Source organism: Methylobacterium mesophilicum, from assembly GCF_022179445.1.
Taxonomy (GTDB): Bacteria; Pseudomonadota; Alphaproteobacteria; order Rhizobiales; family Beijerinckiaceae; genus Methylobacterium; species Methylobacterium mesophilicum.
The window spans coordinates 122,015-143,628 of the sequence record NZ_BPQU01000014.1 but is presented as its reverse complement, the minus strand read 5'-3'; the positions used below and the strand labels follow the sequence as shown (position 1 = coordinate 143,628).

20 protein-coding genes, 1 tRNA gene and 1 pseudogene are annotated in these 21,614 nt (G+C 69.5%); 16 read left to right on the top strand and 6 right to left on the bottom strand.

The window, feature by feature from the left end:
* The 5 genes from MFF40_RS15810 to MFF40_RS15790 form a co-directional block, all read left to right on the top strand.
* Positions 1-348: DUF4926 domain-containing protein (locus MFF40_RS15810; RefSeq protein ID WP_238261270.1), on the top strand; the 348-nt coding region annotated here is incomplete at its 5' end.
* A gap of 4 nt (positions 349-352) precedes the next feature.
* The gene (locus MFF40_RS15805; RefSeq protein WP_147856250.1) at positions 353-691 is read left to right on the top strand and encodes a DUF6883 domain-containing protein; all 339 of its coding nucleotides are present in this window, start codon (positions 353-355) and stop codon (positions 689-691) included.
* A 288-nt stretch (positions 692-979) separates the two neighbouring features.
* Complete coding sequence (gene glgX / locus MFF40_RS15800; protein WP_147856251.1) at positions 980-3,247, top strand: glycogen debranching protein GlgX; 2,268 nt, start codon at positions 980-982, stop codon at positions 3,245-3,247.
* Between the two features lie 137 nt (positions 3,248-3,384).
* Positions 3,385-3,474, top strand: a tRNA-Ser gene (locus tag MFF40_RS15795).
* Between the two features lie 214 nt (positions 3,475-3,688).
* Entirely contained in the window at positions 3,689-4,213 is a 525-nt protein-coding gene (locus MFF40_RS15790; RefSeq protein WP_238261268.1) for a hypothetical protein, read from the top strand.
* Positions 4,214-4,766: 553 nt separating this feature from the next.
* On the opposite strand, the gene MFF40_RS15785 is transcribed toward MFF40_RS15790, so the two are convergent.
* Positions 4,767-4,925, bottom strand: a complete 159-nt coding sequence (locus MFF40_RS15785) for a hypothetical protein (RefSeq protein WP_187277881.1) — start codon at positions 4,923-4,925, stop codon at positions 4,767-4,769.
* A 790-nt stretch (positions 4,926-5,715) separates the two neighbouring features.
* On the opposite strand from MFF40_RS15785, the gene MFF40_RS15780 reads away from it, so the two are divergent.
* Positions 5,716-6,279: a hypothetical protein gene (locus MFF40_RS15780; RefSeq protein WP_147856808.1), complete on the top strand. Its 564-nt coding sequence runs from the start codon at positions 5,716-5,718 to the stop codon at positions 6,277-6,279.
* A 7-nt stretch (positions 6,280-6,286) separates the two neighbouring features.
* On the opposite strand, the gene MFF40_RS15775 is transcribed toward MFF40_RS15780, so the two are convergent.
* The 4 genes from MFF40_RS15775 to MFF40_RS15760 all read right to left on the bottom strand — a co-directional run bounded on the left by MFF40_RS15775 (position 6,287) and on the right by MFF40_RS15760 (position 12,306).
* Positions 6,287-8,143, bottom strand: a complete 1,857-nt coding sequence (locus tag MFF40_RS15775; RefSeq protein WP_238261266.1) for an ABC transporter ATP-binding protein — start codon at positions 8,141-8,143, stop codon at positions 6,287-6,289.
* Between the two features lie 480 nt (positions 8,144-8,623).
* Positions 8,624-9,556 carry an ABC transporter permease gene (locus MFF40_RS15770; RefSeq protein ID WP_147855768.1) on the bottom strand — a complete coding sequence of 311 codons (933 nt, stop codon included), beginning with the start codon at positions 9,554-9,556 and terminating at the stop codon, positions 8,624-8,626.
* Positions 9,522-10,481, bottom strand: a complete 960-nt coding sequence (locus tag MFF40_RS15765; protein WP_147855769.1) for an ABC transporter permease — start codon at positions 10,479-10,481, stop codon at positions 9,522-9,524. Before MFF40_RS15765 ends, MFF40_RS15770 begins: the two co-directional genes overlap by 35 nt.
* A 34-nt stretch (positions 10,482-10,515) precedes the next feature.
* The gene (locus tag MFF40_RS15760) at positions 10,516-12,306 is read right to left on the bottom strand and encodes a peptide ABC transporter substrate-binding protein (protein WP_147855770.1); all 1,791 of its coding nucleotides are present in this window, start codon (positions 12,304-12,306) and stop codon (positions 10,516-10,518) included.
* 217 nt (positions 12,307-12,523) lie between these two features.
* Here MFF40_RS15760 and MFF40_RS15755 point away from each other — a divergent pair, with 217 nt between their 5' ends.
* The 5 genes from MFF40_RS15755 to rpsI all read left to right on the top strand — a co-directional run bounded on the left by MFF40_RS15755 (position 12,524) and on the right by rpsI (position 17,389).
* A complete protein-coding gene (locus tag MFF40_RS15755; RefSeq protein WP_238261263.1) occupies positions 12,524-13,942 on the top strand; it encodes a M20 family metallopeptidase in 1,419 nt (472 codons plus the stop codon).
* A gap of 331 nt (positions 13,943-14,273) precedes the next feature.
* On the top strand, positions 14,274-15,578 hold the full coding sequence (locus tag MFF40_RS15750; protein WP_238261261.1) for a nucleotide sugar dehydrogenase: 1,305 nt from the start codon (positions 14,274-14,276) through the stop codon (positions 15,576-15,578).
* 59 nt (positions 15,579-15,637) lie between these two features.
* Positions 15,638-16,222 (top strand): CoA-binding protein, encoded by a 585-nt coding sequence (locus MFF40_RS15745; protein WP_187277803.1) that lies wholly within the window; start codon positions 15,638-15,640, stop codon positions 16,220-16,222.
* Between the two features lie 217 nt (positions 16,223-16,439).
* A complete protein-coding gene (gene rplM, locus MFF40_RS15740) occupies positions 16,440-16,901 on the top strand; it encodes a 50S ribosomal protein L13 (protein ID WP_147855873.1) in 462 nt (153 codons plus the stop codon).
* 2 nt (positions 16,902-16,903) lie between these two features.
* Positions 16,904-17,389: a 30S ribosomal protein S9 gene (gene rpsI, locus MFF40_RS15735; protein ID WP_147855872.1), complete on the top strand. Its 486-nt coding sequence runs from the start codon at positions 16,904-16,906 to the stop codon at positions 17,387-17,389.
* Positions 17,390-17,480: 91 nt separating this feature from the next.
* On the opposite strand, the pseudogene MFF40_RS15730 reads toward rpsI, so the two are convergent.
* Positions 17,481-17,624, bottom strand: a pseudogene (locus MFF40_RS15730) (type II toxin -antitoxin system TacA 1-like antitoxin); the annotation flags it as partial.
* A 138-nt stretch (positions 17,625-17,762) separates the two neighbouring features.
* Here MFF40_RS15730 and MFF40_RS15725 point away from each other — a divergent pair.
* The 5 genes from MFF40_RS15725 (at position 17,763) to MFF40_RS15705 (ending at position 21,609) form a co-directional block, all read left to right on the top strand.
* Complete coding sequence (locus MFF40_RS15725; RefSeq protein ID WP_238261259.1) at positions 17,763-19,223, top strand: helix-turn-helix transcriptional regulator; 1,461 nt, start codon at positions 17,763-17,765, stop codon at positions 19,221-19,223.
* A 258-nt stretch (positions 19,224-19,481) separates the two neighbouring features.
* Complete coding sequence (locus MFF40_RS15720) at positions 19,482-19,847, top strand: CsbD family protein (protein ID WP_238261257.1); 366 nt, start codon at positions 19,482-19,484, stop codon at positions 19,845-19,847.
* 92 nt (positions 19,848-19,939) lie between these two features.
* Complete coding sequence (locus tag MFF40_RS15715; protein WP_238261255.1) at positions 19,940-20,860, top strand: PhnA-like protein; 921 nt, start codon at positions 19,940-19,942, stop codon at positions 20,858-20,860.
* Positions 20,861-20,947: 87 nt separating this feature from the next.
* The gene (locus MFF40_RS15710) at positions 20,948-21,151 is read left to right on the top strand and encodes a CsbD family protein (RefSeq protein ID WP_147858018.1); all 204 of its coding nucleotides are present in this window, start codon (positions 20,948-20,950) and stop codon (positions 21,149-21,151) included.
* 74 nt (positions 21,152-21,225) lie between these two features.
* Positions 21,226-21,609 (top strand): CsbD family protein, encoded by a 384-nt coding sequence (locus tag MFF40_RS15705; protein WP_238261253.1) that lies wholly within the window; start codon positions 21,226-21,228, stop codon positions 21,607-21,609.
* Positions 21,610-21,614 lie beyond the last annotated feature (5 nt).

Genomic DNA, 21,614 nt, shown 5'->3' with positions numbered 1-21,614 from the left:
GTGAATCACGCAAAAGGCAACACCGAAATCCATTCCTTTCAAGCGATCGCCCTGCCCGTCGGGGGCGGGCGGCTTGCGTACAACCCAGCTGTACGCCAGATTTGGCGCATGTCGTTCGACACCATGCACACGTTGCGCCGCGCCCCCGAGGCCACGCCGCTTTTCCCCGAGCTGAGCGTGGTCGTAACCCTGTGTGATACGGTGACGGACGATGGGCTTCCCGTTGCCGCCGGATCGCGTGGAACCATCGTCGAGGTCTATGCCGGTGGCGAGGCCTATGAGGTCGAGTTCGCACGCCCGGTCATCGGCAACGCAACGATTCGGGCCGAAGCTCTCAAGGCAGCCTGACCCGATGCCACTTCCGGGCGGCCGGGTGCCGGTACCCTGTATCCCGGACGCCAAGATCGGCGGCTATCTCCTCGACGTGGGACATGCCGAAGGTGGGCCGAAAGCCGAGTTTTTTCTCGCCCGCGGTTTTGCACGCGAGGATCCCCGTCCCTTCATCGCCGCGCTCCTCGATCACGGACGAAGCGACTATTTTTCCCGTGCAGCCGAAAATAGGTTTGTCACCAAATACATATACGAAGGGGCGATGCAGATGCCTGACGGATCGAGTCATCGAATCAGATCCGTCTGGAAGCTTGTCGACGATGGTGCCTTCATGGCGCTCGTGACCGCATACCCGATCTGAGCTTGAGACTTCGCGGCTGAGCGGACGTCCAACGTTATCTGCGCATCCTTCCAGGACGGACCGCTCAAAAACAGGCCCGCTAGGCTTATGAATCCGTCCGTCTGATCCAGCCGCCCACCCACGCCCGCCGCGACGAAGGCGGCATCGCCCATCGAGGCGGCACGAGCCCCAGAGGACGAAGCCGGCAGCGATTTTTGCGGCACCGCGGGAGCTTCGCCGTTGCCGGCACGTTCACTGGACGCTCCCCGCACCGGCACGTGGCCGTGCGGGTCGCGTTCCGGAGTGTCCATGTCCGATTCCCGACGTCCTGCTTCACAAGCCCGCGCGACCCGCACGCGCATCCAGGAAGGCCAACCCTATCCGCTCGGCGCCACCTGGGACGGGCTGGGCGTCAACTTCGCCCTGTTCTCGGCCCACGCCACCAAGGTCGAACTCTGCCTGTTCGACGACCAGGGCGAGCGCGAGATCGAGCGGATCGAGCTCCCCGAATACACGGACGAGATCTGGCACGGCTACCTGCCGGATGCGCGGCCCGGCACGATCTACGGCTACCGGGTCCACGGCCCCTACGAGCCGAAGGCCGGCCACCGGTTCAACCACAACAAGCTCCTGATCGACCCTTACGCCAAGGGACTGGTGGGCTCGATCACCTGGAACCCGGCCCTGTTCGGCTACCAGATGGAATCGGGCGACGACCTGACCTTCGACGAGCGAGACAGCGCGCCGTTCAACCGCCGCTCGCGGGTGATCGACCCGGCCTTCACCTGGGGCCGGCACCGCAAGCCCAACGTGCCGTGGGAGAAGACGATCTTCTACGAGGCCCACGTGAAGGGCATGACCAAGCTCGACCCGCGGGTGCCCGAGAAGCTGCGCGGCACCTATGCCGGCCTCGGCACGCCCGACGTGCTCGACTACATCAAGAGCCTCGGCGTCACCTCGGTGGAGCTGCTGCCGGTGCATTCCTTCGTGCAGGACGACTACCTGCAGCAGAAGAACCTGGTGAATTACTGGGGCTACAACACGATCTCGTTCTTCACCCCCGCCCGGCGCTACGCGGCGGTGCCGGACTTCGCCTTCTCCGAGTTCAAGGAGATGGTCTCGCGCTTCCACGGCGCCGGCCTCGAGGTGATCCTCGACGTGGTCTACAACCACACCGCCGAGGGCAACGAGAAGGGCCCGACCCTGTCGTTCAAGGGCGTCGACAACGCCTCCTACTACCGGCTGCTGCCGGGCGAGCCGCGCTACTACATCAACGACACCGGCACCGGGAACACCTTCAACCTGTCGCACCCGCGGGTGCTGCAGCTGGTGACCGATTCCCTGCGCTACTGGGCCACCGAGATGCGGGTCGACGGATTCCGGTTCGACCTGGCCACGATCCTCGGCCGCGAGCCCTACGGCTTCGACGAGGGCGGCGGCTTCCTCGACACCTGCCGGCAGGACCCGGTGCTCAACGGCGTCAAGCTGATCGCCGAGCCGTGGGATTGCGGCCCCGGCGGCTATCAGGTCGGCGGCTTCCCACCGGGCTGGGCCGAGTGGAACGACCGGTTCCGCGACGACGTGCGCGCCTATTGGCGGGGCGATCCCGGCCTGCTGCCGGACCTCGCCGCCCGGGTCTCGGGCTCGGCCGACAAGTTCGACAAGCGCGGCCGCAAGCCCTGGGCCTCGGTGAACTTCCTCACCGCCCATGACGGCTTCACCCTGCACGACACGGTGGCCTACAACGAGAAGCACAACGAGGCGAACGGCGAAGGCAACCGCGACGGCCACTCGCACAACCTCTCGTACAATTACGGCGCCGAGGGCCCGACCGAGGACCCGGCGATCCGGGCCGTGCGTCTGCGCCAGATGCGCAACATGCTGGCGACCCTGTTCCTGTCGCGCGGCACCCCGATGCTGCTCGCCGGCGACGAGTTCGCCCGCACCCAGAACGGCAACAACAACGCCTATTGCCAGGACAACGAGGTCTCCTGGCTCGACTGGGGGGCGATCGGCGACGAGGAGCGGGATCTGGCCGAGTTCACCCAGCGCCTGATCATCCTGCGCAACGCCCTGCCGATCCTCAGCCGCGGACGCTTCCTCACCGGGCAGTACGACGAGGAGTTCGGCCTCAAGGACGTGACCTGGCTGCGCCCGGACGGGGGCGAGATGGCCAGCGAGAACTGGTCCGAGGGGGAGGCGAAGGCCTTCGCGGTCCAGCTCGACGGCCGCGCCCAGGCCACCGGCCTGCACCGCCGGGGCGGCGACGCCACGCTGCTGATCATGTTCAACGCCCACCACGACCTGGTGACGTTCACGCTGCCCGAATCGCCCAACGGCATCGCCTGGACCCGGCTGCTCGACACCAACCTGCCCGACAGCCAGGACGTGGAGAGTTTTTCGTTCGGCAAAGGCTACGCCGTGACCGGGCGCTCGCTCCTGATGTTCGTGCTCAAGCCCGAGGACACCCCGGGCGACGACGCCACCGAGATGGAGCGCTCCTACCAGCACGTGATGCAGGCGTTCGAGCGCGCCAACGTGGAGAGCGTGCACTTCCACCTCGACCCGGAGGCGTAAAACACCCGGGCGGGACGGTTTTCGTCCCGCCCGGGCCCCACTGCCTTGCGCCCGGCGGCGCACCCGGCTAACAGCACCCCACCGCGCGGCCCTGGTCGCGCCCGGCGCCGCGGCGCCCGGGCGCCCTGTCCGCGGCCGGAGGGGTGGCCGAGTGGTTGAAGGCGCACGCCTGGAAAGTGTGTATACGGGAAACCGTATCGCGGGTTCGAATCCCGCTCCCTCCGCCAGACTTCAGCCAGCCTGTATTGCTTATTAATCAGAGCGACTTACGCGACCGGCTACAGGTTGTGTCCCTGACTGTGTCCCCCAAAACCATAGATCGCGTCAGGCCGGCTGCCTAGAGCTATTTTTCCACTGTCAAGCCGTTGAACGCAGTTTAGTGCATGACCACCTGTCGAGTCCTTCGACAATGGAGTGCTAGTAGCGCCGACAGGACCGACCATGCTTCCAATCCCCACAGAAGAACTCACCACCTTAGCCGCCACACCGCTTGGCCAGTTGGCTCTCGGCGTCGTCGGCAGCGCAGCCTGGGATGGTATCAAGGGAAGCGCGGCGAAACTCGGTAGCCTGTTCGACCGCGTTGCAGCCCAGCGCCCGGAGTTGAACAGGGCCGCAGCGGACGCGCAGGCGAACGAAGACGTTGAGGCAGCTCGACGCATCGCGCAGGAAGCCACTGAGGCCGTTCTCGTCATGGCCAACGCGGGCACCATCGACATCCAAGGAGCGGAGATCACGGCGCTCCGTTCGGTCGATTTCGATCACATGCAAGGTGTGATCCGGGCCTCCGATTTCGTGGTCCGCAGCGCGGGTATGATTAGCGTGGGCGGTGCGGGCAACGCGACGGGGAGCACCCATCTAGAGGGCGGCAAGTTGGGCTCGTCGCTGCGCACCCGAGGAGCCGGCATCGACATGGGCTCCGGTACTTCGATCAAGATATCCGGGAACGCGGGAATCAAGATCACCTGATGGGCTCGTGAGCCGCTGGAGCACCGCGCCTGAGTGCGGTGTTACCAGTATGTCGCAACATCAGCGGCATACCTTACTCCAGGAGCAGACAACCTCAGCAGGGGGATACAGCAGGCTGTGGTGGAGCCGCTGCGCAATCGTGTGGGGCTCGGGAGGCTGAGGTGCCGCTGACCTTGATCAAACTCGCCTGAGGATCAAACGGAACGGTATCTGGCCCGCGCCGGGGCATGGCCTTCGCCATCGGCAACATGGCCAAGAGACCACAGACTTGGCAGCTCCTCGGTATGCTACGCCTCGACGAAGTCCTACAAAGCTCCCTTGCGCTCTGACATCAGCTCCCAGCTCTGCCGTGTCCGGGCCTGATCCAAATGCCCGGTGATGCGCAGGAAGAAGCCCGCGAGGTGTGGGAGAGCCTATCGGTTTGGCTGGCGCCGGCCGAGTTCAAGGCGATTGTAGAGGACCCTGATCGCACTCGGTCGAGGCCCGATCCCGCGCCCGCTCCCGCTCAGCGGCGTGCCGGCGATCCCGCCGCCGATCGAAGTCGAGGTGTCGCTTATCCCACGAATATCCGGATGACGTCTGCGCAGGCGATGGCCAACAGCAGCACCACCCCCCAGCTCAAGGCGCGGATCTGGCGCTGCGCCTCGGAGGCCTTCGTTTCCAGCGTACCGACGCGCAGTCGCATCCACTGGACCTCCTCTTCGAGGTTCATTTTGAGCTCCATCGCTGGGGTCGCAACGTCCGATGCTGGGCGGCGCGGGCCCGCTGTCCATCCATCCCGGCGGTGCCAGTCTGTCCAGTCCATCATCGGACGCAGGCGCCACGTTGGCGACTCGGTCGGCCGAAGGCTCGCCTAGCTGGGTCGGGCTACGTTTCTCGTAGGGGTACGCGTCTGCTGCGTACCCTCGGCATCCAGGCCCGCCCTTATGCCTAAAGGGGGGGATAGGCTCGGGCGGGCGTGGACGGCCGGAGACCAATCCGACCTCGGAGTGAATGCAAAATGCATGCGACTCCTCGCGAACGCAGCTCGCGCATCCCGTGCGGGCTCACCCCTTCGCGGCACACACCGTGATCGCCGAGGCGCCAGCGAAGGGCCGGCCAGCATCGGCGATCGCCAAGGCCGATCGCCCCTATGCCGAAGCCTCCGCCATTACCGTGTGCGTGGCCAAGGGATAGGCCTGCACGGCCTGCGCTCCAACGCGTGCCGGGCCCTCCGCCCGGCGTTCGACCGCGGCGTCCTCAGGCCCGATCCGATCATGCCGGGATGGGTCGGCAGCGCCTCCGAGCGGATGGCGCACGTCAATTGCGAACACCGGCATTTGACCCGATCATTTGAAAGCCCGCAGATAAATAAATATTCGTTGCCGAAATCGACACATCTATTTAATATCTTCCGAACCGGATGCAGCATTCGGGCGCGTGCAGTGATTCGTCCGGGCCGCTGACACCTTCCGAAGGTGCCCTGTCGGCTGCCGGCGAACGGGCCGCACAGGGAGGTCATCATGCGGCGGAAACACGCTCCATTTGTATCGCTGGTCACACAGGGACCGGTCCTGCTCTGCGCAGCGCTCCTCTGCGCCACGGCCGCGCTGGCCGAGGACATGCCCCGGCAGGGCGAGTTCCGCATCACCTACACGTCGACCACGCCGGTGGCGCCGAAGCCGGTCATGATCGGCAACAACCGCACGGCCTCGGCGACGATCAACATGATGACCGCCGTCAACGAGTCGAACGGGAAGCTCCTGCACAACATGGCCGGCCGCTGCACCTCGGCGCCGACCGTGGACAACGACGCCAAGACCTTCGAGAACCACGGCTATTGCGACTATGTCGATGCCGATGGCGACCACGTCTTCGAGAAGTGGGACTATCCCGTCCAGCCGATGGCCGCGGCCACCGAAGGCACCGGCGAATGGATCGGCGGCACCGGCAAGTTCGCGGGGCTGACAGGCGCCATGAAGATCCGCTCCCGGCGGCTGACCACCCTCACCGAGGGGGCCGTGCAGGTCACCGGCGAGAAGCTCGGCAGCTACAGCTTCCAGAACACCGTCGCGGACGCGAAGTAGGCCGCTACTACGCCGCGACGACCCGCGTCGTGGCCGCCTCCCAATCCGCACCCCAGTCCTGCACCACGTGGCCCGGGGAGACCTCCCGGTACAGCCGCTCCGGCGGCACGTAGTCCGGCGCCCGGATCGGGCTGCGGATCTCGTCGTCCGGCAGGGCGTGGCGGGCCCGGCGGCGGGCCGGGTCGGGGACCGGGACGGCGGCCAGCAGCTTCTTCGTGTAGGGGTGCTGTGGGTCCCCGAACACGGCCGCGCGCGGGCCGATCTCCACGATCTCGCCGAGATACATCACGGCGACCCGGTGGCTGACCCGCTCGACCACGGCCATGTCGTGGGAGATGAACAGGTAGGCCAGCCCCATCTCGGCCTGCAGGTCGAGCATCAGGTTCACCACCTGCGCCTTCACCGAGACGTCGAGCGCCGAGACCGCCTCGTCGGCCACGATCAGGCGGGGGCGCAGAGCCAGCGCCCGGGCGATGCAGATCCGCTGGCGCTGGCCGCCGGAGAACTCGTGCGGGAAGCGCCCGGCGGCCTCGGCCGGCAGGCCGACCCGGGTCAGCAGCGCCTCCGCCCGCGCGCGCGCCTCGCGGCCCGTGGCGAGGCGGTTGATCAGCAGGGGCTCGGCCACCGCGGCGCCGACGCTCATGCGCGGGTCGAGGCTGGCGAACGGGTCCTGGAAGATCATCTGCATCCGCTGGCGGCGCGTGCGCAGGGTTTTGGCATCGAGGCCGATCAGGTCCTCGCCGTCGAGCAGGACCGAGCCGGAGAGCGGCTCGACCAGGCGCAGGATCGAGCGGCCGGTGGTGGACTTGCCGCAGCCGGATTCGCCGACCAGCGCCAGGGTCTCGCCCGCCGCCAGGCTGAACGAGACCCGCTCCACCGCGTGGACGCGGCCGGTCACCCGGCCGAACAGGCCGGAGCGGATCTCGAACCGGGTGGTCAGGTCGCGGACCTCCAGGACCGGGCGCTCGGCCGCCTTGACGGTGTCGGGGGTCTCGGGCGTCGGCTCGGCGACGCCGGTGGCGCGGTCGATCACGGGGAAGCGCATCGGCCGGGCCCGGCCCGCCATGGCGCCGAGCCGCGGCACGGCCGCCAGCAGGGCCCGGGTGTAGGGATCCTCGGGCGCGGAAAAGATCCGTGCGGTGGGGCCGGCCTCCACGGCGCGGCCGCGATACATCACCACCGTGCGGTCGGCGATCTCGGCGACCACGCCCATGTCGTGGGTGATGAACAGGACCGACATGCCCTCCTCGTCCTGGAGGCTCTTGATCAGGTCGAGGATCTGGGCCTGGATCGTCACGTCGAGCGCCGTGGTCGGCTCGTCGGCGATCAGGAGTTTGGGCCGGCAGGCCAGCGCCATGGCGATCATCACCCGCTGGCGCATGCCGCCGGAGAACAGGTGCGGGTATTGATGGATCCGCGACCGGGCGCCCGGGATCCGTACCTTGTCGAGCAGCCGGACCACCTCGGCCTCGGCGGCGGCCCGCGACAGGCCCCGGTGCCGGATCAGCGCCTCGGCGATCTGGAAGCCGACGGTCAGGACCGGGTTCAGGGAGGTCATCGGCTCCTGGAAGATCATGGCGATGGCGTCGCCCCGGACCTGGCGCATCTCGGCCTCGGAGGCGGTGAGCAGCTCCCGGCCCTCGAACCGCACGCTGCCGCCGACGCGGCTGGCGTCCCGGGCGAGCAGCCGCATGATCGACATCGCGGTGACGCTCTTGCCGGAGCCGGATTCGCCCACCAGCGCCACGGTCTCCCGCGGGCCGATATCGAACGCAACGCCGTGCACCACCTCGCGCCAGCGCCCGTCGGAGCGGAAGGCGGCGGTGAGGTCGCGCACCGAGAGGATCGGGTCCGTCACGGGCATTTTTCCTCACCCATCCGCGTTTCAAGCTGCGCCGCGCGTCCCACCCGCACCCTTATCCCATGCGGATGCCAGCACCGTTGCGGGCTGGGACGGGCGGGAGACGACCCGCGCATCTCCCTTCCCCCTCTGCGGGCTACGACGTTCAGACATCGGCACTCATAGGGCGCGACGAACCCCCTCTCCCGCACGGGAGAGGGGACCTGCGCCTGATCCTGCAACCGTTTTGCCCAGCCCGATCTGTGAATCCGGCAGCCTCTGCGGGGGAGGGTGGCCCCCGAAGGGAGGCCGGCCGGTACGAAGTCGCGCAAGAGGGAAGCGACGGGGCAGAACAGGGCTTGGCCCGTCTTGCCAGTCGCGCACTTTGCTGAACCCGGGCTCCCCTCTCCCGACCCCTGCTGACGCAGGGGCCACCCTCCCCCGCAGAGGGGGGAGGGAAGGCGCACGGCGATCTGGCCGCTCTCGAAGCTGCGCCGCCCCACCTCAAAAAACCCGGCGCGGGTCGAGGGCGTCGCGCAGGCCGTCGCCGATGAAGTTGATCGACAGGACCGTCAAAAAGATCGCGCCGCCGGGGAACAGCGCCCAGTGCGGGGCGACGTCGAGATGGTCCTTGGCGTCGAACAGCAGCCGGCCCCAGGTCGGGATGTCCGGGGGGAAGCCCAGCCCCAGGAACGAGAGGGTCGATTCCGCGATGATCGCCGCCGAGACCTCGATGGAGGCGGCCACGATCACCGGCCCGAGCGCGTTCGGCAGGATGTGGCGGCGCACGAGGTGCCCGGTGGTGGCGCCCTGCGAGCGGGCCGCCTCGACGAACTCCTTCTCGCGGAGCGTCAGGAACTGCGCCCGCACCAGCCGGGCGACCGGCATCCAGCGCAGGCCGCCGATCACCGCGACGATCATGAAGAAGACGCCGCCCTGGACCCCGAACACGGCCTTCAGGCTGTCGCGGAACAGGTAGATCACCAGGAGCAGCAGGGGCAGTTGCGGCAGCGACAGGAACAGGTCGGTGAGCCACATCAGGGCCGGGTCGAGCAGGCGGCGCGACATGCCGGCCAGCGCCCCGACCACGACCCCGATCAGGCTCGCCACCGCCATGGCGGCGAAGCCCACCGCGAGCGAGATCCGGCCGCCGTAGATCATCCGGGCGAGCAGGTCCTGGCCGAGGTCGTCGGTGCCGAACGGGTGCGCCCAGGACGGCCCCTGGAGCTGGGCCGAGAAGTCGATGTCGTCGATGGCCAGCGGCCAGATCAGGCCGCCGAACAGCACGCCGCCGACCAGCACCGCCAGCACGGCGACGCTGGCCAGCGCCAGCCGGTGCCGGCGGAAGCGCCGCCAGGTCTCCCGCCCGGGCGAGGCCGGGGCGCGGGCGAGGGGTGGCGCCTCAACGGAGGGCGATGCGAGGGTCGAGCCAGCCATAGAGCAGGTCCGCGACGAGGTTGAACAGGACGACGAGGCCGGCGAACACGAAGGTCACGGCCATCACCACCGGGGTGTCGTTGGCCAGCATCGCGTCGATCAGCAGGGAGCCGATGCCGGGGATCCGGAAGATCTGCTCGGTGACGATGGCGCCGCCGAACACCGCCGGGATCTGGAGGGCGACGAGCGTCACCACCGGGATCAGCGCGTTGCGGGCGATGTGCCGGCGGGTCACCGTGCCCTCGGTCAGCCCCTTGGCCCGGGCCGTGGTGACGTAGTCGAGGCGGGCGACGTCCAGCGCCGAGGCGCGCACGTACCGGGTGTAGGAGGCGGCCTGGAAGAAGCCCAGCACCGCCACCGGCATGATCGCCTGCCGCACGCTCTCCCAGGCCCAGGCCAGCCCGGTGCCGGGCAGGTCGGCCTGGTAGACGAAGGGCAGCCAGCCGAGCTTGATCGAGAACAGCAGGATGAACAGCAGGCCGGTGAAGAAGGTCGGCAGCGAGAAGCCCACGAAGGCCAGGGTGTTGGCGACCTGGTCGGCCAGCGAGTAGGGCCGGCGGGCGGCGTAGAGGCCGACCGGGACCGCCACCAGCAGGGCCAGGACCTGCGAGGACCCGACCACGAACAGGGTGGTCGGCAGCCGCTGCAGGATCAGCGTGTCGACGTTCACCCGGCTGGCGAAGGAGAAGCCCCAGTCGCCGTGCAGCATCGCCCAGAGCCAGCGCAGGTAGCGGGTGAAGATCGGGTCATCGAGCCCGAACTTGAGCCGCAGGGCCGCGCGCACCTCCGGGGGCACGTTCGGGTTGGCGGCGAGTTCGCCGAACGGGTCGCCCGGCGCGAGCGCCAGGACGACGAACAGGATCAGGCTGATCCCGAGCAGGCTCGGGATCGCGATCAAGAGCCTGCGCAGGATGTAGGCGCCCATTGGTGTGCCTCGACTCTCGGCGCGCGTCTCCCGCTCAGGCCTCCCGGCTCCATTCGGGCAGGAACGCCAGGTCGTTGTCCCAGCCGCTGCGCGGCGCCACCAGCTTGGCGGCGGCCCCCGAGACCTCGGCCCGGTGGATGAGCGGCAGGATGTTCTCCGAGACCGCGAGGTCGTTGGCCTTGATCAACAGGGCGGCGCGCTTGACCGGATCGAGCTCGGCCTGGGCGGCCTTGTAGGCCGCGTCGTAATCCGCGTTGCGCCAGCGCGCGATGTTGCGGCCCTGCCACTTGTTCTCCTTGGTGGCGGCCTCCCACGAGACGTACTGGAGCAGCCAGGTCGAGGGGTCGGCCTGGGTCATGCTGATCGCGTACATCTCCATGTCCGCGTAGAAATGCGGGAACGTGTCCGGGTTGGCGGTGTCGGAGGAGAAGAACACCGAGCCGGTGACCGATTTCAGCTCGATCTCGATGCCGGCCTTGGCCGCCGCCTGCTTGATGATCGCCTGGGTCTTCTGGCGCGGGGCGTTGATCGAGGTCTGGAACAGCAGCTTCAGGCGCTTGCCGTCCTTGGCCCGCACGCCGTCCGAGCCCTTCGCCCAGCCGGCCTCGTCGAGGAGCGCGTTGGCCTTGGCCGGATCGAACGCGAAGCTGGTGTTCTTCGAGACGAAGCGCTCCGGGCCGTTGACCGAGTTGGCCGTGGCCCGGCCGGTGCGGCCGTAGATGTAGTCCTGGATCGACTTGCGATCGACCAGGAGGTTCATCGCGTGGCAGACCTTCGGGTCGGAGAAGGCGGGGTGCTTGGTCTTGAGCGAGGAGCGCTCGCCGTCGACCTCGACGTTCGGGTCGGTGGTGTTGAGCAGCAGGAACTCGAGCTTGCCGCCGTAGACGACGTCGACCCGGCCCTTGCCGCCGGTCTCCAGGCGCTTGAGCACCTCGTCCTCGACGAGCAGGTTCCAGGCGTAGTCGTACTCGCCGGTCTGGAGCACCGCGCGCGCCGCCGAGACCGCGTCGCCGCCGCCCTTCATCTCGATCGTGTCGAAATAGGGCCGGTTGGGCAGGTGGTAGTTCGGGTTGCGCTCGCCGCGGACGATGTCGCCGGGCCGGAACTCGAGGAACCGGTACGGGCCGGTGCCCACGGGGGCGAGGTTCTGCGGCGCGTCCCGGGACTTGGCGCCGGCATAGGCGGCGAACAGGTGCTTCGGGATCACCATGCCGACGGTGCCCACGAAGGCATCGCTCCAGTACGGCGTCGGCTTGTCGAACAGGATCCGGATGCTGAGGTCGTCGACCTTCTCGACGGTGCAATCCTTGTAGGAGCCGATCGTCACCGCCGCGGTGGCGGGGTCGCGGGCATAGGCCCAGGTGAACACGAGGTCGTCGGCGGTGAGCGGCTTGCCGTCGTGCCAGGTGACGCCCGGCTTGATCTTCCAGACCACCGAGCGGCCGTCCGCGGCCAGCCCGCCATTCTCCTTGGACGGGATCTCGGCGGCCAGCACCGGCACGAGGTTGCCGTCCGCGTCCCAGGCCGCCAGCGGCTCGTAGAAGATCCGCGAGGCCTCCTGGTCCTTGGTGCCGATGGCGAAATGCGGGTTGATCAGGGTCGGCGCCTGCCACCAGAGCAGGCGCAGCGCACCGCCGCCGCCGGCCTTGGCCGGCTTGTAGCCGGCGCGGATGTCGGCGGCCATCGCCACCCCGTTCCCGGCCAGCATCAGCCCGGCCATCGGCGCGGAGAGGCCGACCGCCAGCATCCGCTGCACGAAGCCGCGCCGTGACAGGTCCCCGGACTTCACCCGCCCGATGAGCCCGCGCAGATCCCGCTCGTCCATGCATCGATCCCTGATTGTCGCCGCGACCCGCACAGCATCCTTCTGGGTGCGGCTTTGGCAAGGCCCTTGGCAAGGGGCGCGCCAGTTACGCTTGGGGCGAAACGTCGTCGCCGGGGCTCGGCAGCCTGGCCCCGGGCCTGCATGACGGGTCGGACACGCAGGGCGCCGCACCCGCTATGGGTGCGCATCGACGCGAGACACGCTCGGAGACGACCCGATGGACAACCGCAACACCGTGTGGCGCCACGTGGACACGCAGAAGGCGCGGCTGATCGCCCTGTCCGAGCGCGTCTGGGGCATGCCGGAGGTCTGCTACACGGAGGAGCGCTCCTGCGCCGAGCACGCGGCGGAGCTGCGCCACCAGGGTTTTCGCGTCACCGAGCAGGTCGCGGGCATCCCCACGGCGGTGATGGGCGAGGCCGGAGAGGGCGGTCCGGTCATCGCCTTCCTGGGCGAGTACGACGCGCTGCCGGGCCTGTCTCAGGAGGCGGGCGTGGCCGAGCACCGGCCCGTCGAGCCGGGCGGCCACGGCCATGGCTGCGGCCACAACCTGCTCGGGGCGGCGGCTCTGTTGGCCGCCACCGCCGTGAAGGACTGGCTCGCCGAGACCGGCACCCCCGGCCGCGTGCGCTATTACGGCTGCCCGGCCGAGGAGGGCGGGGCCGCCAAGGCGTTCATGGTCCGCGCCGGCGCCTTCGCGGATGCCGACATCGCGATCTCCTGGCATCCCGGCAGCTTCTGGGAGGTGGCGCCCCCGGTGGCGCTCGCCAACACACGGGCGGACTTCATCTTCACCGGCCGGACCGCCCACGCGGCGGCCGCGCCGCATCTCGGCCGCTCGGCGCTGGACGCGGTGGAGCTGATGAGCGTCGGCGTGAACTACATGCGCGAGCACATGCCCTCCGACGCACGCGTGCACTACGCCTATCTCGACGCTGGGGGCATCGCCCCCAACGTCGTCCAGGCGAGCGCCCGGGTGCGCTACTCGATCCGGGCGCGGGACCTGCCGGGGATGCTCGCCCTGGTCGAGCGGGTGAAGAAGGTGGCCGAGGGCGCCGCCCTGATGACCGAGACCAGCGTCGAGGTGCGGATCGTCAGCGCCGTCTCGAACCTGCTCGGCAACGACCCGCTGGAGCAGGCGCTCCACGGCGTCATGGAGGACCTCGGGCCGCCCCATTTCGACGCGGCCGACCGGGCCTTCGCCTCCGCGATCCGGGGGACGCTCAGCGACGGCGACATCGATGCCGTGTTCCGCGCCATCGGGCTGCCCCGCACGGAGGCACCGCTCGCCGATTTCCTGGTCCCGCGCGACGCCCCGCGCAACCCGGCGGTGGGCTCCACCGATGTCGGCGACGTGAGCTGGGTGGTGCCGACGGTGCAGGCCCACGCGCCGACCGTGGCGATCGGAACCCCGTTCCACACCTGGCAGGTGGTCGCCCAGGGGCGCAGCCCCGCGGCCCACAAGGCGATGGTCCAGGTCGCCAAGGCGATGGCCGCCACCGGCGCCCTGGCGCTCACCGATCCGGCCCTGCGGGAGGCCGCCAAGGCTGACCTCGCCCGCCGGGTCGGCGCCGCCGGCTACGTCTCGCCCCTGCCGCCGGAGGTGGCGCCGCCGCTGCGGATGTCGGTGGGGTGAGGGCGGTCGCACGTCCTCGATGACGAGTGCGCCGCAGCCGGTGACGCGCACCTCTCCCTCCCCCCTCTGCGGGGGAGGGTGGGCCGGCCGTCAGGCCGGGTCGGGAGAGGGGCAGCGCGACGGTACAGGATGAGGCGATCGTAGCGGCTCTTCCGGACGCGTCGCTCCCCTCTCCCGACCCCCTTCGGGGGCCACCCTCCCCGGCAAAGGGGGGAGGGAGGTCGCGGGGCATGTAAGGCGATGCGCCATCACCGCCTGCCCCCGCATACCGAAACCCGCCCGGAGCAGGTATGACCCGATCCGGGCGGCACGCGCCCCGCACGGCATCACGATGGACGTCACCCCCTCCGAAACGACCTGCGTGGCCATCGTCGGCCTGGGCTATGTCGGGCTGCCGCTCGCCCTGGCGTTCGGGCAGGGCCTGCGCACGATCGGCTACGAGCGCGCGACCGCCAAGGTCGCGGCCTACCGGGACGGGATCGACCCGGCCGGGGAGATCGAGCCGGGGGCGTTCCGGGCGGCCCTGCACCTGTCGATCACCGACGACCCGGCCGGCTTGTCGGAGGCCGACGTGATCGTCGTCACGGTGCCGACGCCGGTGGACGACGCCCAGAGCCCGGATTTCGGCCGGCTCACCGAGGCCTCGGCGCTGGTCGGGCGGCACATGCGGCGCGGGGCGACCGTGGTGTTCGAATCCACGGTCTATCCGGGCGCCACCGAGGAGGTCTGCGTGCCCGTGCTGGAGCGGCATTCCGGCCTGCGCTGGAAAACCGATTTCTGGGTCGGCTACTCGCCGGAGCGGATCAATCCCGGCGACCGGGAGCACAGCCTCGCCCAGGTCGTGAAGATCGTGGCCGGCGACACGCCCGAGACGCTGGACCGGCTCACTGCGCTCTACGGGACGATCATCGAGGCCGGGATCCACGCGACCTCGTCGATCCGGGTGGCGGAGGCCGCCAAGGTCATCGAGAACACCCAGCGCGACCTGAACATCGCGCTGATGAACGAGCTGTCGCAGATCTTCGACAAGCTCGACCTCGACACCCTGGAGGTCCTGCGGGCCGCCGGCACCAAGTGGAACTTTCTGCCGTTCCGCCCGGGGTTGGTGGGCGGCCACTGCATCGGGGTCGACCCCTATTACCTGACCCACAAGGCCGCGATGGTCGGCCACCATCCGCAGGTGATCCTGGCCGGGCGGCGGATCAACGACAGCATGGCGGCCCACGTCGCCCGCAAGACCGTCAAGCTGATCGTCCGGCAGGGTGGCAGCGCCCGGGGCGCCAGGGTCATCGTGCTCGGCCTGACCTTCAAAGAGAATTGCTCGGACCTGCGCAACTCCAAGGTCGCCGACCTGATCCGGGAGCTGGCGGAGTTCGGCTGCGCCGTCTCGGTCCACGATCCCCGCGCGCGCAAGGACGAGGCGAGGACCGAGTACGGCATCGACCTGATCGACTGGGCCGACCTGCCCGACCAGGCCGACGCCGTGGTGGTGGCGGTGCCGCATCGGGACTATGCCGAACGGCCCCCAGAGGAGATCGCCGCCCGGCTCAAGCCCGGGGGCCTGATCGTGGACGTGAAGTCGCTCTACGATCCGGCCGCGTTCCGGGCGCTTGGGCACGAAGTCTGGCGACTGTAGAGATGGGAGCCCGCACGGCCGCCGGCCCTGCGATGATGCGGCGGGAGCGGATCCGCGACATGCACGAGACCAGCACCACCGACGCGCCGGACCCGGATTTCGCCGCCCGGCACGCGCGGTATCCCGAGGCGCAGATCCGAAAGATCCTGACCGACACGCGCACGATCGCGCTGGTCGGCGCCTCCGCGAACCCGGCGCGCCCGAGCTGGATCGTGCTGAAATACCTGCTCGACCGGGGCTACGCGGTCACGCCCGTCAATCCCGGGCTCGCCGGGCAGGACCTGCTCGGGCGGCGGGTGGCCGCCTCGCTGGCCGAGATCCCGGAGCCGATCGACATGGTCGAGATCTTCCGCAACTCCGCCGCCGCCGGCCCGCTGGTGGACGAGGCGCTCGCCCTCGACCCGCTGCCGAAGGTGATCTGGATGCAGCTCGGCGTGCGCGACGACGCCGCCGCCGCCCGGGCCGAGGCGCGCGGCCTCACGGTGATCATGAACCGCTGCCCGAAGATCGAGTACGGCCGGCTCTCGGGGGAGATCGGCTGGACCGGGGTGAACTCCCGCATCCTCACCGCGAAGAAACCGGTTCTGGCGGGCCGGGGCGTCCAGAGGCTCACCATCGCGGAGCGCGGCAAACGCCCGGAGTGAGCGACGCGGTACCATGATACCGCCAATGCGAAGTCATTCCAGAATAAGCCGTTTTCGGGATTTCGATTTTATCGGTTGACGCGCCGGGGATCCCCGGCTATCCACCGGCCGTCGCCGCCGCGTGCTCCCCACGCGGCGGCTCGTTTTTCGGCACCCCGAGGCTGTCCGCGTCCCGATCCGTCGGGGTTCCGGCGCGTCGGAACCCTGGGATCTCACCATGAAGACCACCTCGCTAAAGCCCGCCGAGGTCGACAAGAAGTGGATCGTGATCGACGCGGAGGGCCTCGTCGTCGGCCGCCTCGCCTCGATCGTCGCGATGCGCCTGCGCGGCAAGCACAAGGCCGCCTACACGCCCCACGTCGATTGCGGTGACCACGTGATTGTCGTCAACGCGGACAAGGTGAAGTTCACCGGCCGCAAGTACGTCCAGAAGCGCTACTACTACCACACCGGCTATCCGGGCGGGATCAAGGACCGCACGGCCAAGTTCATCCTCGAAGGGCGCTTCCCCGAGCGCGTGGTCGAGAAGGCCGTCGAGCGCATGCTGCCCCGCGGCCCGCTCTTCCGGCAGATCCTCGGCAACCTCCGCGTCTACAAGGGCGCCGAGCACCCGCACGTGGCCCAGCAGCCGCAGGCGCTCGACGTCGGCGCCCTCAACCGCAAGAACGTGAGCGCTTGATCATGGCGACCCTCCAGTCCCTCGCCGACCTCAACCGGGCGAATACCGGCGCGGACGATTCCGCCAACGAGGCCCCGGTCCACGTCCAGAAGCTGGACGCGCAAGGCCGCGCCTACGCCACCGGCAAGCGCAAGGACGCGGTCGCCCGCGTCTGGATCAAGCCGGGCAACGGCACGGTCACGATCAACAAGCGTCCGGTCGAGGTCTACTTCGCCCGTCCGGTGCTGCGCATGATCCTGCGCCAGCCGCTGGAGATCGCCGGCCGCGTCGACCAGTACGACATCAACGTCACGGTCGCCGGCGGCGGCCTCTCGGGCCAGGCCGGCGCGGTGCGCCACGGCCTCTCGAAGGCGCTGACCTACTACGAGCCGGAGCTGCGCGCCCCGCTCAAGCGCGAAGGCTTCCTCACCCGCGACGCCCGCGTCGTCGAGCGCAAGAAGTACGGCCGCAAGAAGGCCCGCCGCAGCTTCCAGTTCTCGAAGCGCTGATCCGCGGTCTCATCGACGGTTTGGAAGAGGGCGGTTCCTGCGGGAGCCGCCCTTTTTCGTGTTCGGACCTCGCCACGCCGAGCGGGCAGCATCACAGGTCATCGGGCAACGCCGCGATCGCGGCCCGAAGCTTGTCATTGGGCGGCGGGGGGTCTTCGAGCAGAGCGAGGACACGCGCGAAATCGCACTCCGACAGGTACAAAACCTCGGCTGCCTCGGTTACGGCCGCAACCTCCACACCATGCCCCTCGATTACTGACCTAAGTAAAATATACCAGCAATCCGATTGCGCACAAGGGAACAACCGGGTGCGCCGCCTGTTACCCGCCGCCGATCCAGTCCGGGTCGCACCAGGCGAGGCAGCTGAACCACCGTGACCGCGGGCGTCGACAGACACGAGCTGAGGCAGATCATCGCCGGCCTGACCGAGGGCGTGATCCTGGTCGAGCCGGACCAGACGATCACCTGGGCCAACGACGCCGCCCTGGCGATGCACGGGGCCGGCAGCTTGGAGGAGCTGGGCGAGACCGTCGACGCCTACCGCGACCGGTTCTCCGTCCGCTACCGCAACAACCGGCCGCCCGAATCCTACCCGATCGAGCGGGTGGTCCGGGGCGAGACGTTCCACGACGTCATCGTCGAGGTGGTGCGCACCGACCAGCCGGACGTCGCCTTCGTCCATTCCCTGCGCAGCCTGGTCGCCACCGACCGGGCCGGGCAACCGAGCTGCCTCGCGCTGATCCTCCAGAACGTCACGCCGCAATTCGAGGCCGAGGAGCGGTTCGAGAAGACCTTCAACGCCAACCCGGCGCCGGCCGTGATCACCCGGCTGTCCGACCTGCGCCACGTCAAGGTCAATGCCGGCTTCCTGGAGATGACCGGCCACACCCGCGACCAGGTGATCGGGCGCAGCGCCTACGAGGTCGACGTCCTGGCCGGCGCCAAGCAGCGCGAGCTGGCGGTGGCGCGGCTCAATGCCGGCGCGACCATCCCCCAGATGGAGGCCTGCCTGCGGCTGCCGGATGGCGGCACCCGCTTCGTCATCGTGGCCGGCCAGCCGATGGAGATGGGCGACGAGCCGTGCATGCTCTTCACCTTCGCGGACCTGGAGCTGCGCAAGAAGGCCGAGACCTCCCTGCGTCAGAGCGAGGCCCGCTTCGCCACCGCGTTCCGGATGACGCCCGTGCCGACCCTGCTCGCCCGGGCCGACGGCTTCGCCATCACGGCCGTCAACGAGGCCTTCCCGCGGATCTTCGGCTACGGCCAGGACAAGACCGTCGGCCGCTCCGCCGAGGAGCTGGGCCTGTGGATCTCGGACAGCGCCCGGACGAAGTTCGAGGCCACGGTCCGGCGCACCGGCTACGTGCTCGGCCTCGAGACCTGCATGCGGCACGAGGACGGCACCGAGATCGACTGCCTCGTGTCGGCCGAGCGGGTGGTGATCGGCGAGGACGACTACGTCCTGGCGGTGCTCCAGGACATCACCGAGCGCAAGCGCTCCGAGCGCGAGCTGTTCACCGCGATCGAGACCGTGATGGCCGACACCTCGTGGTTCAGCCGCGGCCTGATCGAGAAGCTCGCGGGCCTGCGCCATCCCGGCCGCGACAGCACCGACGAGGGCGTCCAGAGCCTCACGGTCCGGGAGCGCCAGATCCTCGGGCTGGTCTGCGCCGGCCTCTCCGACGAGGCCATCGCCAAGCGGCTGAACCTGTCGCGCAACACCGTGCGCAACCACGCCGCCGCCCTCTACCGCAAGCTCGGGGTCCACAAGCGCACCGAGGTGATCGTCTGGGGCCGGGACAACGGCTTCACCACGCGAGAAGCTAGTACATAAGTCCGATCAAATCAGTATAATTATACCATTGAACCAGCGGTATCAGACCCCACTCTAGTATCGACCGGATCAACGGCGGGTTCGACCATCGAGACCCATCCACGCCGAGCGGCGCCGCGGGGATCCCCGCCGGCGGCCAGGCTCAGCACTCTTCGCAGACGTCCGACGCGAAACCCGGGATCCTGCGCAACGCGTAGTCCGGGTCGAGCGGCGCACGACCACCAAGCCACCAGCCGACCCCCAGACAGGAGAGACATCATGGTTGATACGGATCGCGTGACGGGCGCCGCCAAGGCGTTCGTCGGCAAGGCGCAGGGCGCGGTCGGCGACCTCACCGGCTCGAAGAGCGACTCGGTCGAGGGGCGCTTCCGCGAGGCGCAGGGCTCCGCCGAGAACCTCTACGGCCAGGCCAAGGACACGGTCCGGCAGGTTGCAGACCAGGCTGCCGACTACGCCGAGGACGCCGGCCACTACGCCGAGGACGCCTACGAGCATGCCGGCGACTACGCCCGCCGGGGCACCCGCGCCGTCGCCCGTCAGGTCGAGGAAAGCCCGATCGTGGCGCTGCTGATCGCCGGAGCGGTCGGCTACGGCCTCGCCCTGCTGATGCACACCCGCCGCTGAGGCCGGGCCGCGCGTCCGGGAAGACCCAGATGACGAAGACCAAGACGATGACGACCAAGTCGACGACCAAGCCGACGACCAGGAGTAACCCAGTGGCCACGTCCCCCAACCTCTCGACCGCACCGCTCGCCCATGCGAGCGACTCGCGAACCGTCCTGCTCCACCACGTGTCCTGGGGCGCGATCTTCGCGGGCGCCACCACGGCCCTGGTCGCCCAGGTCATCCTCAACATGCTCGGCGTCGGCATCGGGCTGTCCAGCGTCGGCATGAACGCCGCCGACAACCCGGCCGCCTCGACCCTGTCGATGAGCGCCGGCATCTGGTTCGTCGCCTCGGGCATCGTCGCCTCGCTGATCGGCGGCCTCCTGGCCGGCCGGCTCTCGGGCAAGCCCCTGGCGGGCGCCGCAGGCCTGCACGGCCTGGTGTCCTGGGCGGTGACCACCCTGGTGGTGCTGTACCTGCTGACCTCGGCGGTGGGCGGCCTCGTCGGCGGCGCGTTCAGCGGCGTGACCAGCACCCTGGGCGGGGCCGGCTCGCTCGTCGGCGGCACCGTGCAGACGGCCGCCCAGGCCGCCGCGCCGTCGCTGTCCAAGATCACGAACCCGCTCGACGGGATCGAGAGCACGGTCCGCCAGCAGGCCGCCGGCCAGGATCCGCAGGCCGCCCGTGACGCCGCCGTCGCCGCCGTGAAGGCGCTGTTCACCGGCGACCCGAGCCAGAAGGCCCAGGCCGAGGCCCGCGCCGCCGAGGCGCTGGCCAAGGCCCAGAACATCCCGGTCGACCAGGCCAAGCAGCAGATCCAGGACTACGAGAAGCAGTACGACCAGGCGGTCGCCACCGCCAAGCAGAAGGCCGAGACCGCGGCCGTCGCGGCCAAGTCCGCCGCCACGCAGGGCGCCTTCTACGCCGCCCTGGCGCTGATCCTCGGCGCGCTGGCCGCCTTCTTCGGCGGCCGCCTCGGCGCCCCGAAGGCCGAGACCCTGGTCGGCGCCTACGACGCCCGCCGCGCCTGATCCCCATCGGTCCCCGCCACGCGGCGGGGACCTCCCCTGACCGGCACGAGCCGGCCATCCGCGCAGCAACCCGCAAGGAGACGTTCGATGAGCAGCACCACCGACAAGATCAAGGGCCTGGCCAACGAGGCCGTCGGCAACGTCAAGCAGGCCGCCGGCAACGTGACCGGCAACGACAAGCTCGTGGCCGAGGGCAAGGCCCAGGAGCTCAAGGGCGAAGCGCAGAAGACCGTCGGCGACGCCAAGGACGGCGCCAAGACCCTCGCCGACAAGATCACCGGCAAGCACTGACGTAAGCGCTGCCAAACGCGCGGGGGCGGCCGCCCGGCCGCTTCCGCCCCGAAGGACCGAGACAGGAGCCTCACATGAACCGGGACGGGTTTCGCGGCGCCACGCGCCACCTCAAGGGCCGCGCCAACACCGCGCTCGGCGGGCTGACCGGCGATCCGGCCCGCCAGGTCCGCGGCGCCGTCGATCAGGTCGCCGGCGGGGCGCAATACGCCTACGGCCGCGCCCGGGAGCGCACCGAGGATCTCGTCGAGGAGGGCACCGACCTGGCCCACGAAGCCCGCCGGCGGGGCGAGCGGCTCCTCGACGACGGCAGCCGCTACGCCCGGGACGCCCGGCGCCGCGGCACCCGCTTCGGCCGCGACGCCCTCAGCTACGCGGACGACCACCGCACCACCACCCTTCTCGCCGTCGCCGTCGTCGCCTTCGGCGTCGGCTGGCTCACCCGCTCCCCCCGCTGAACCGT

Excerpts from the sequence above, each read along its gene's own strand:
- MFF40_RS15760 (WP_147855770.1), bottom strand. The coding sequence starts at position 12,306 with ATGGACGAGCGGGATCTGCGCGGGCTCATCGGGCGGGTGAAGTCCGGG.
- glgX (WP_147856251.1), top strand. The coding sequence starts at position 980 with ATGTCCGATTCCCGACGTCCTGCTTCACAAGCCCGCGCGACCCGCACG.
- MFF40_RS15745 (WP_187277803.1), top strand. The coding sequence starts at position 15,638 with ATGCACGAGACCAGCACCACCGACGCGCCGGACCCGGATTTCGCCGCC.
- MFF40_RS15775 (WP_238261266.1), bottom strand. The coding sequence starts at position 8,143 with ATGCCCGTGACGGACCCGATCCTCTCGGTGCGCGACCTCACCGCCGCC.
- MFF40_RS15710 (WP_147858018.1), top strand. The coding sequence starts at position 20,948 with ATGAGCAGCACCACCGACAAGATCAAGGGCCTGGCCAACGAGGCCGTC.
- MFF40_RS15755 (WP_238261263.1), top strand. The coding sequence starts at position 12,524 with ATGGACAACCGCAACACCGTGTGGCGCCACGTGGACACGCAGAAGGCG.
- MFF40_RS15720 (WP_238261257.1), top strand. The coding sequence starts at position 19,482 with ATGGTTGATACGGATCGCGTGACGGGCGCCGCCAAGGCGTTCGTCGGC.
- MFF40_RS15750 (WP_238261261.1), top strand. The coding sequence starts at position 14,274 with ATGGACGTCACCCCCTCCGAAACGACCTGCGTGGCCATCGTCGGCCTG.
- rpsI (WP_147855872.1), top strand. The coding sequence starts at position 16,904 with ATGGCGACCCTCCAGTCCCTCGCCGACCTCAACCGGGCGAATACCGGC.
- MFF40_RS15705 (WP_238261253.1), top strand. The coding sequence starts at position 21,226 with ATGAACCGGGACGGGTTTCGCGGCGCCACGCGCCACCTCAAGGGCCGC.
- MFF40_RS15805 (WP_147856250.1), top strand. The coding sequence starts at position 353 with ATGCCACTTCCGGGCGGCCGGGTGCCGGTACCCTGTATCCCGGACGCC.
- MFF40_RS15765 (WP_147855769.1), bottom strand. The coding sequence starts at position 10,481 with ATGGGCGCCTACATCCTGCGCAGGCTCTTGATCGCGATCCCGAGCCTG.
- MFF40_RS15790 (WP_238261268.1), top strand. The coding sequence starts at position 3,689 with ATGCTTCCAATCCCCACAGAAGAACTCACCACCTTAGCCGCCACACCG.
- MFF40_RS15780 (WP_147856808.1), top strand. The coding sequence starts at position 5,716 with ATGCGGCGGAAACACGCTCCATTTGTATCGCTGGTCACACAGGGACCG.
- MFF40_RS15785 (WP_187277881.1), bottom strand. The coding sequence starts at position 4,925 with ATGAACCTCGAAGAGGAGGTCCAGTGGATGCGACTGCGCGTCGGTACG.
- MFF40_RS15770 (WP_147855768.1), bottom strand. The coding sequence starts at position 9,556 with ATGGCTGGCTCGACCCTCGCATCGCCCTCCGTTGAGGCGCCACCCCTC.
- rplM (WP_147855873.1), top strand. The coding sequence starts at position 16,440 with ATGAAGACCACCTCGCTAAAGCCCGCCGAGGTCGACAAGAAGTGGATC.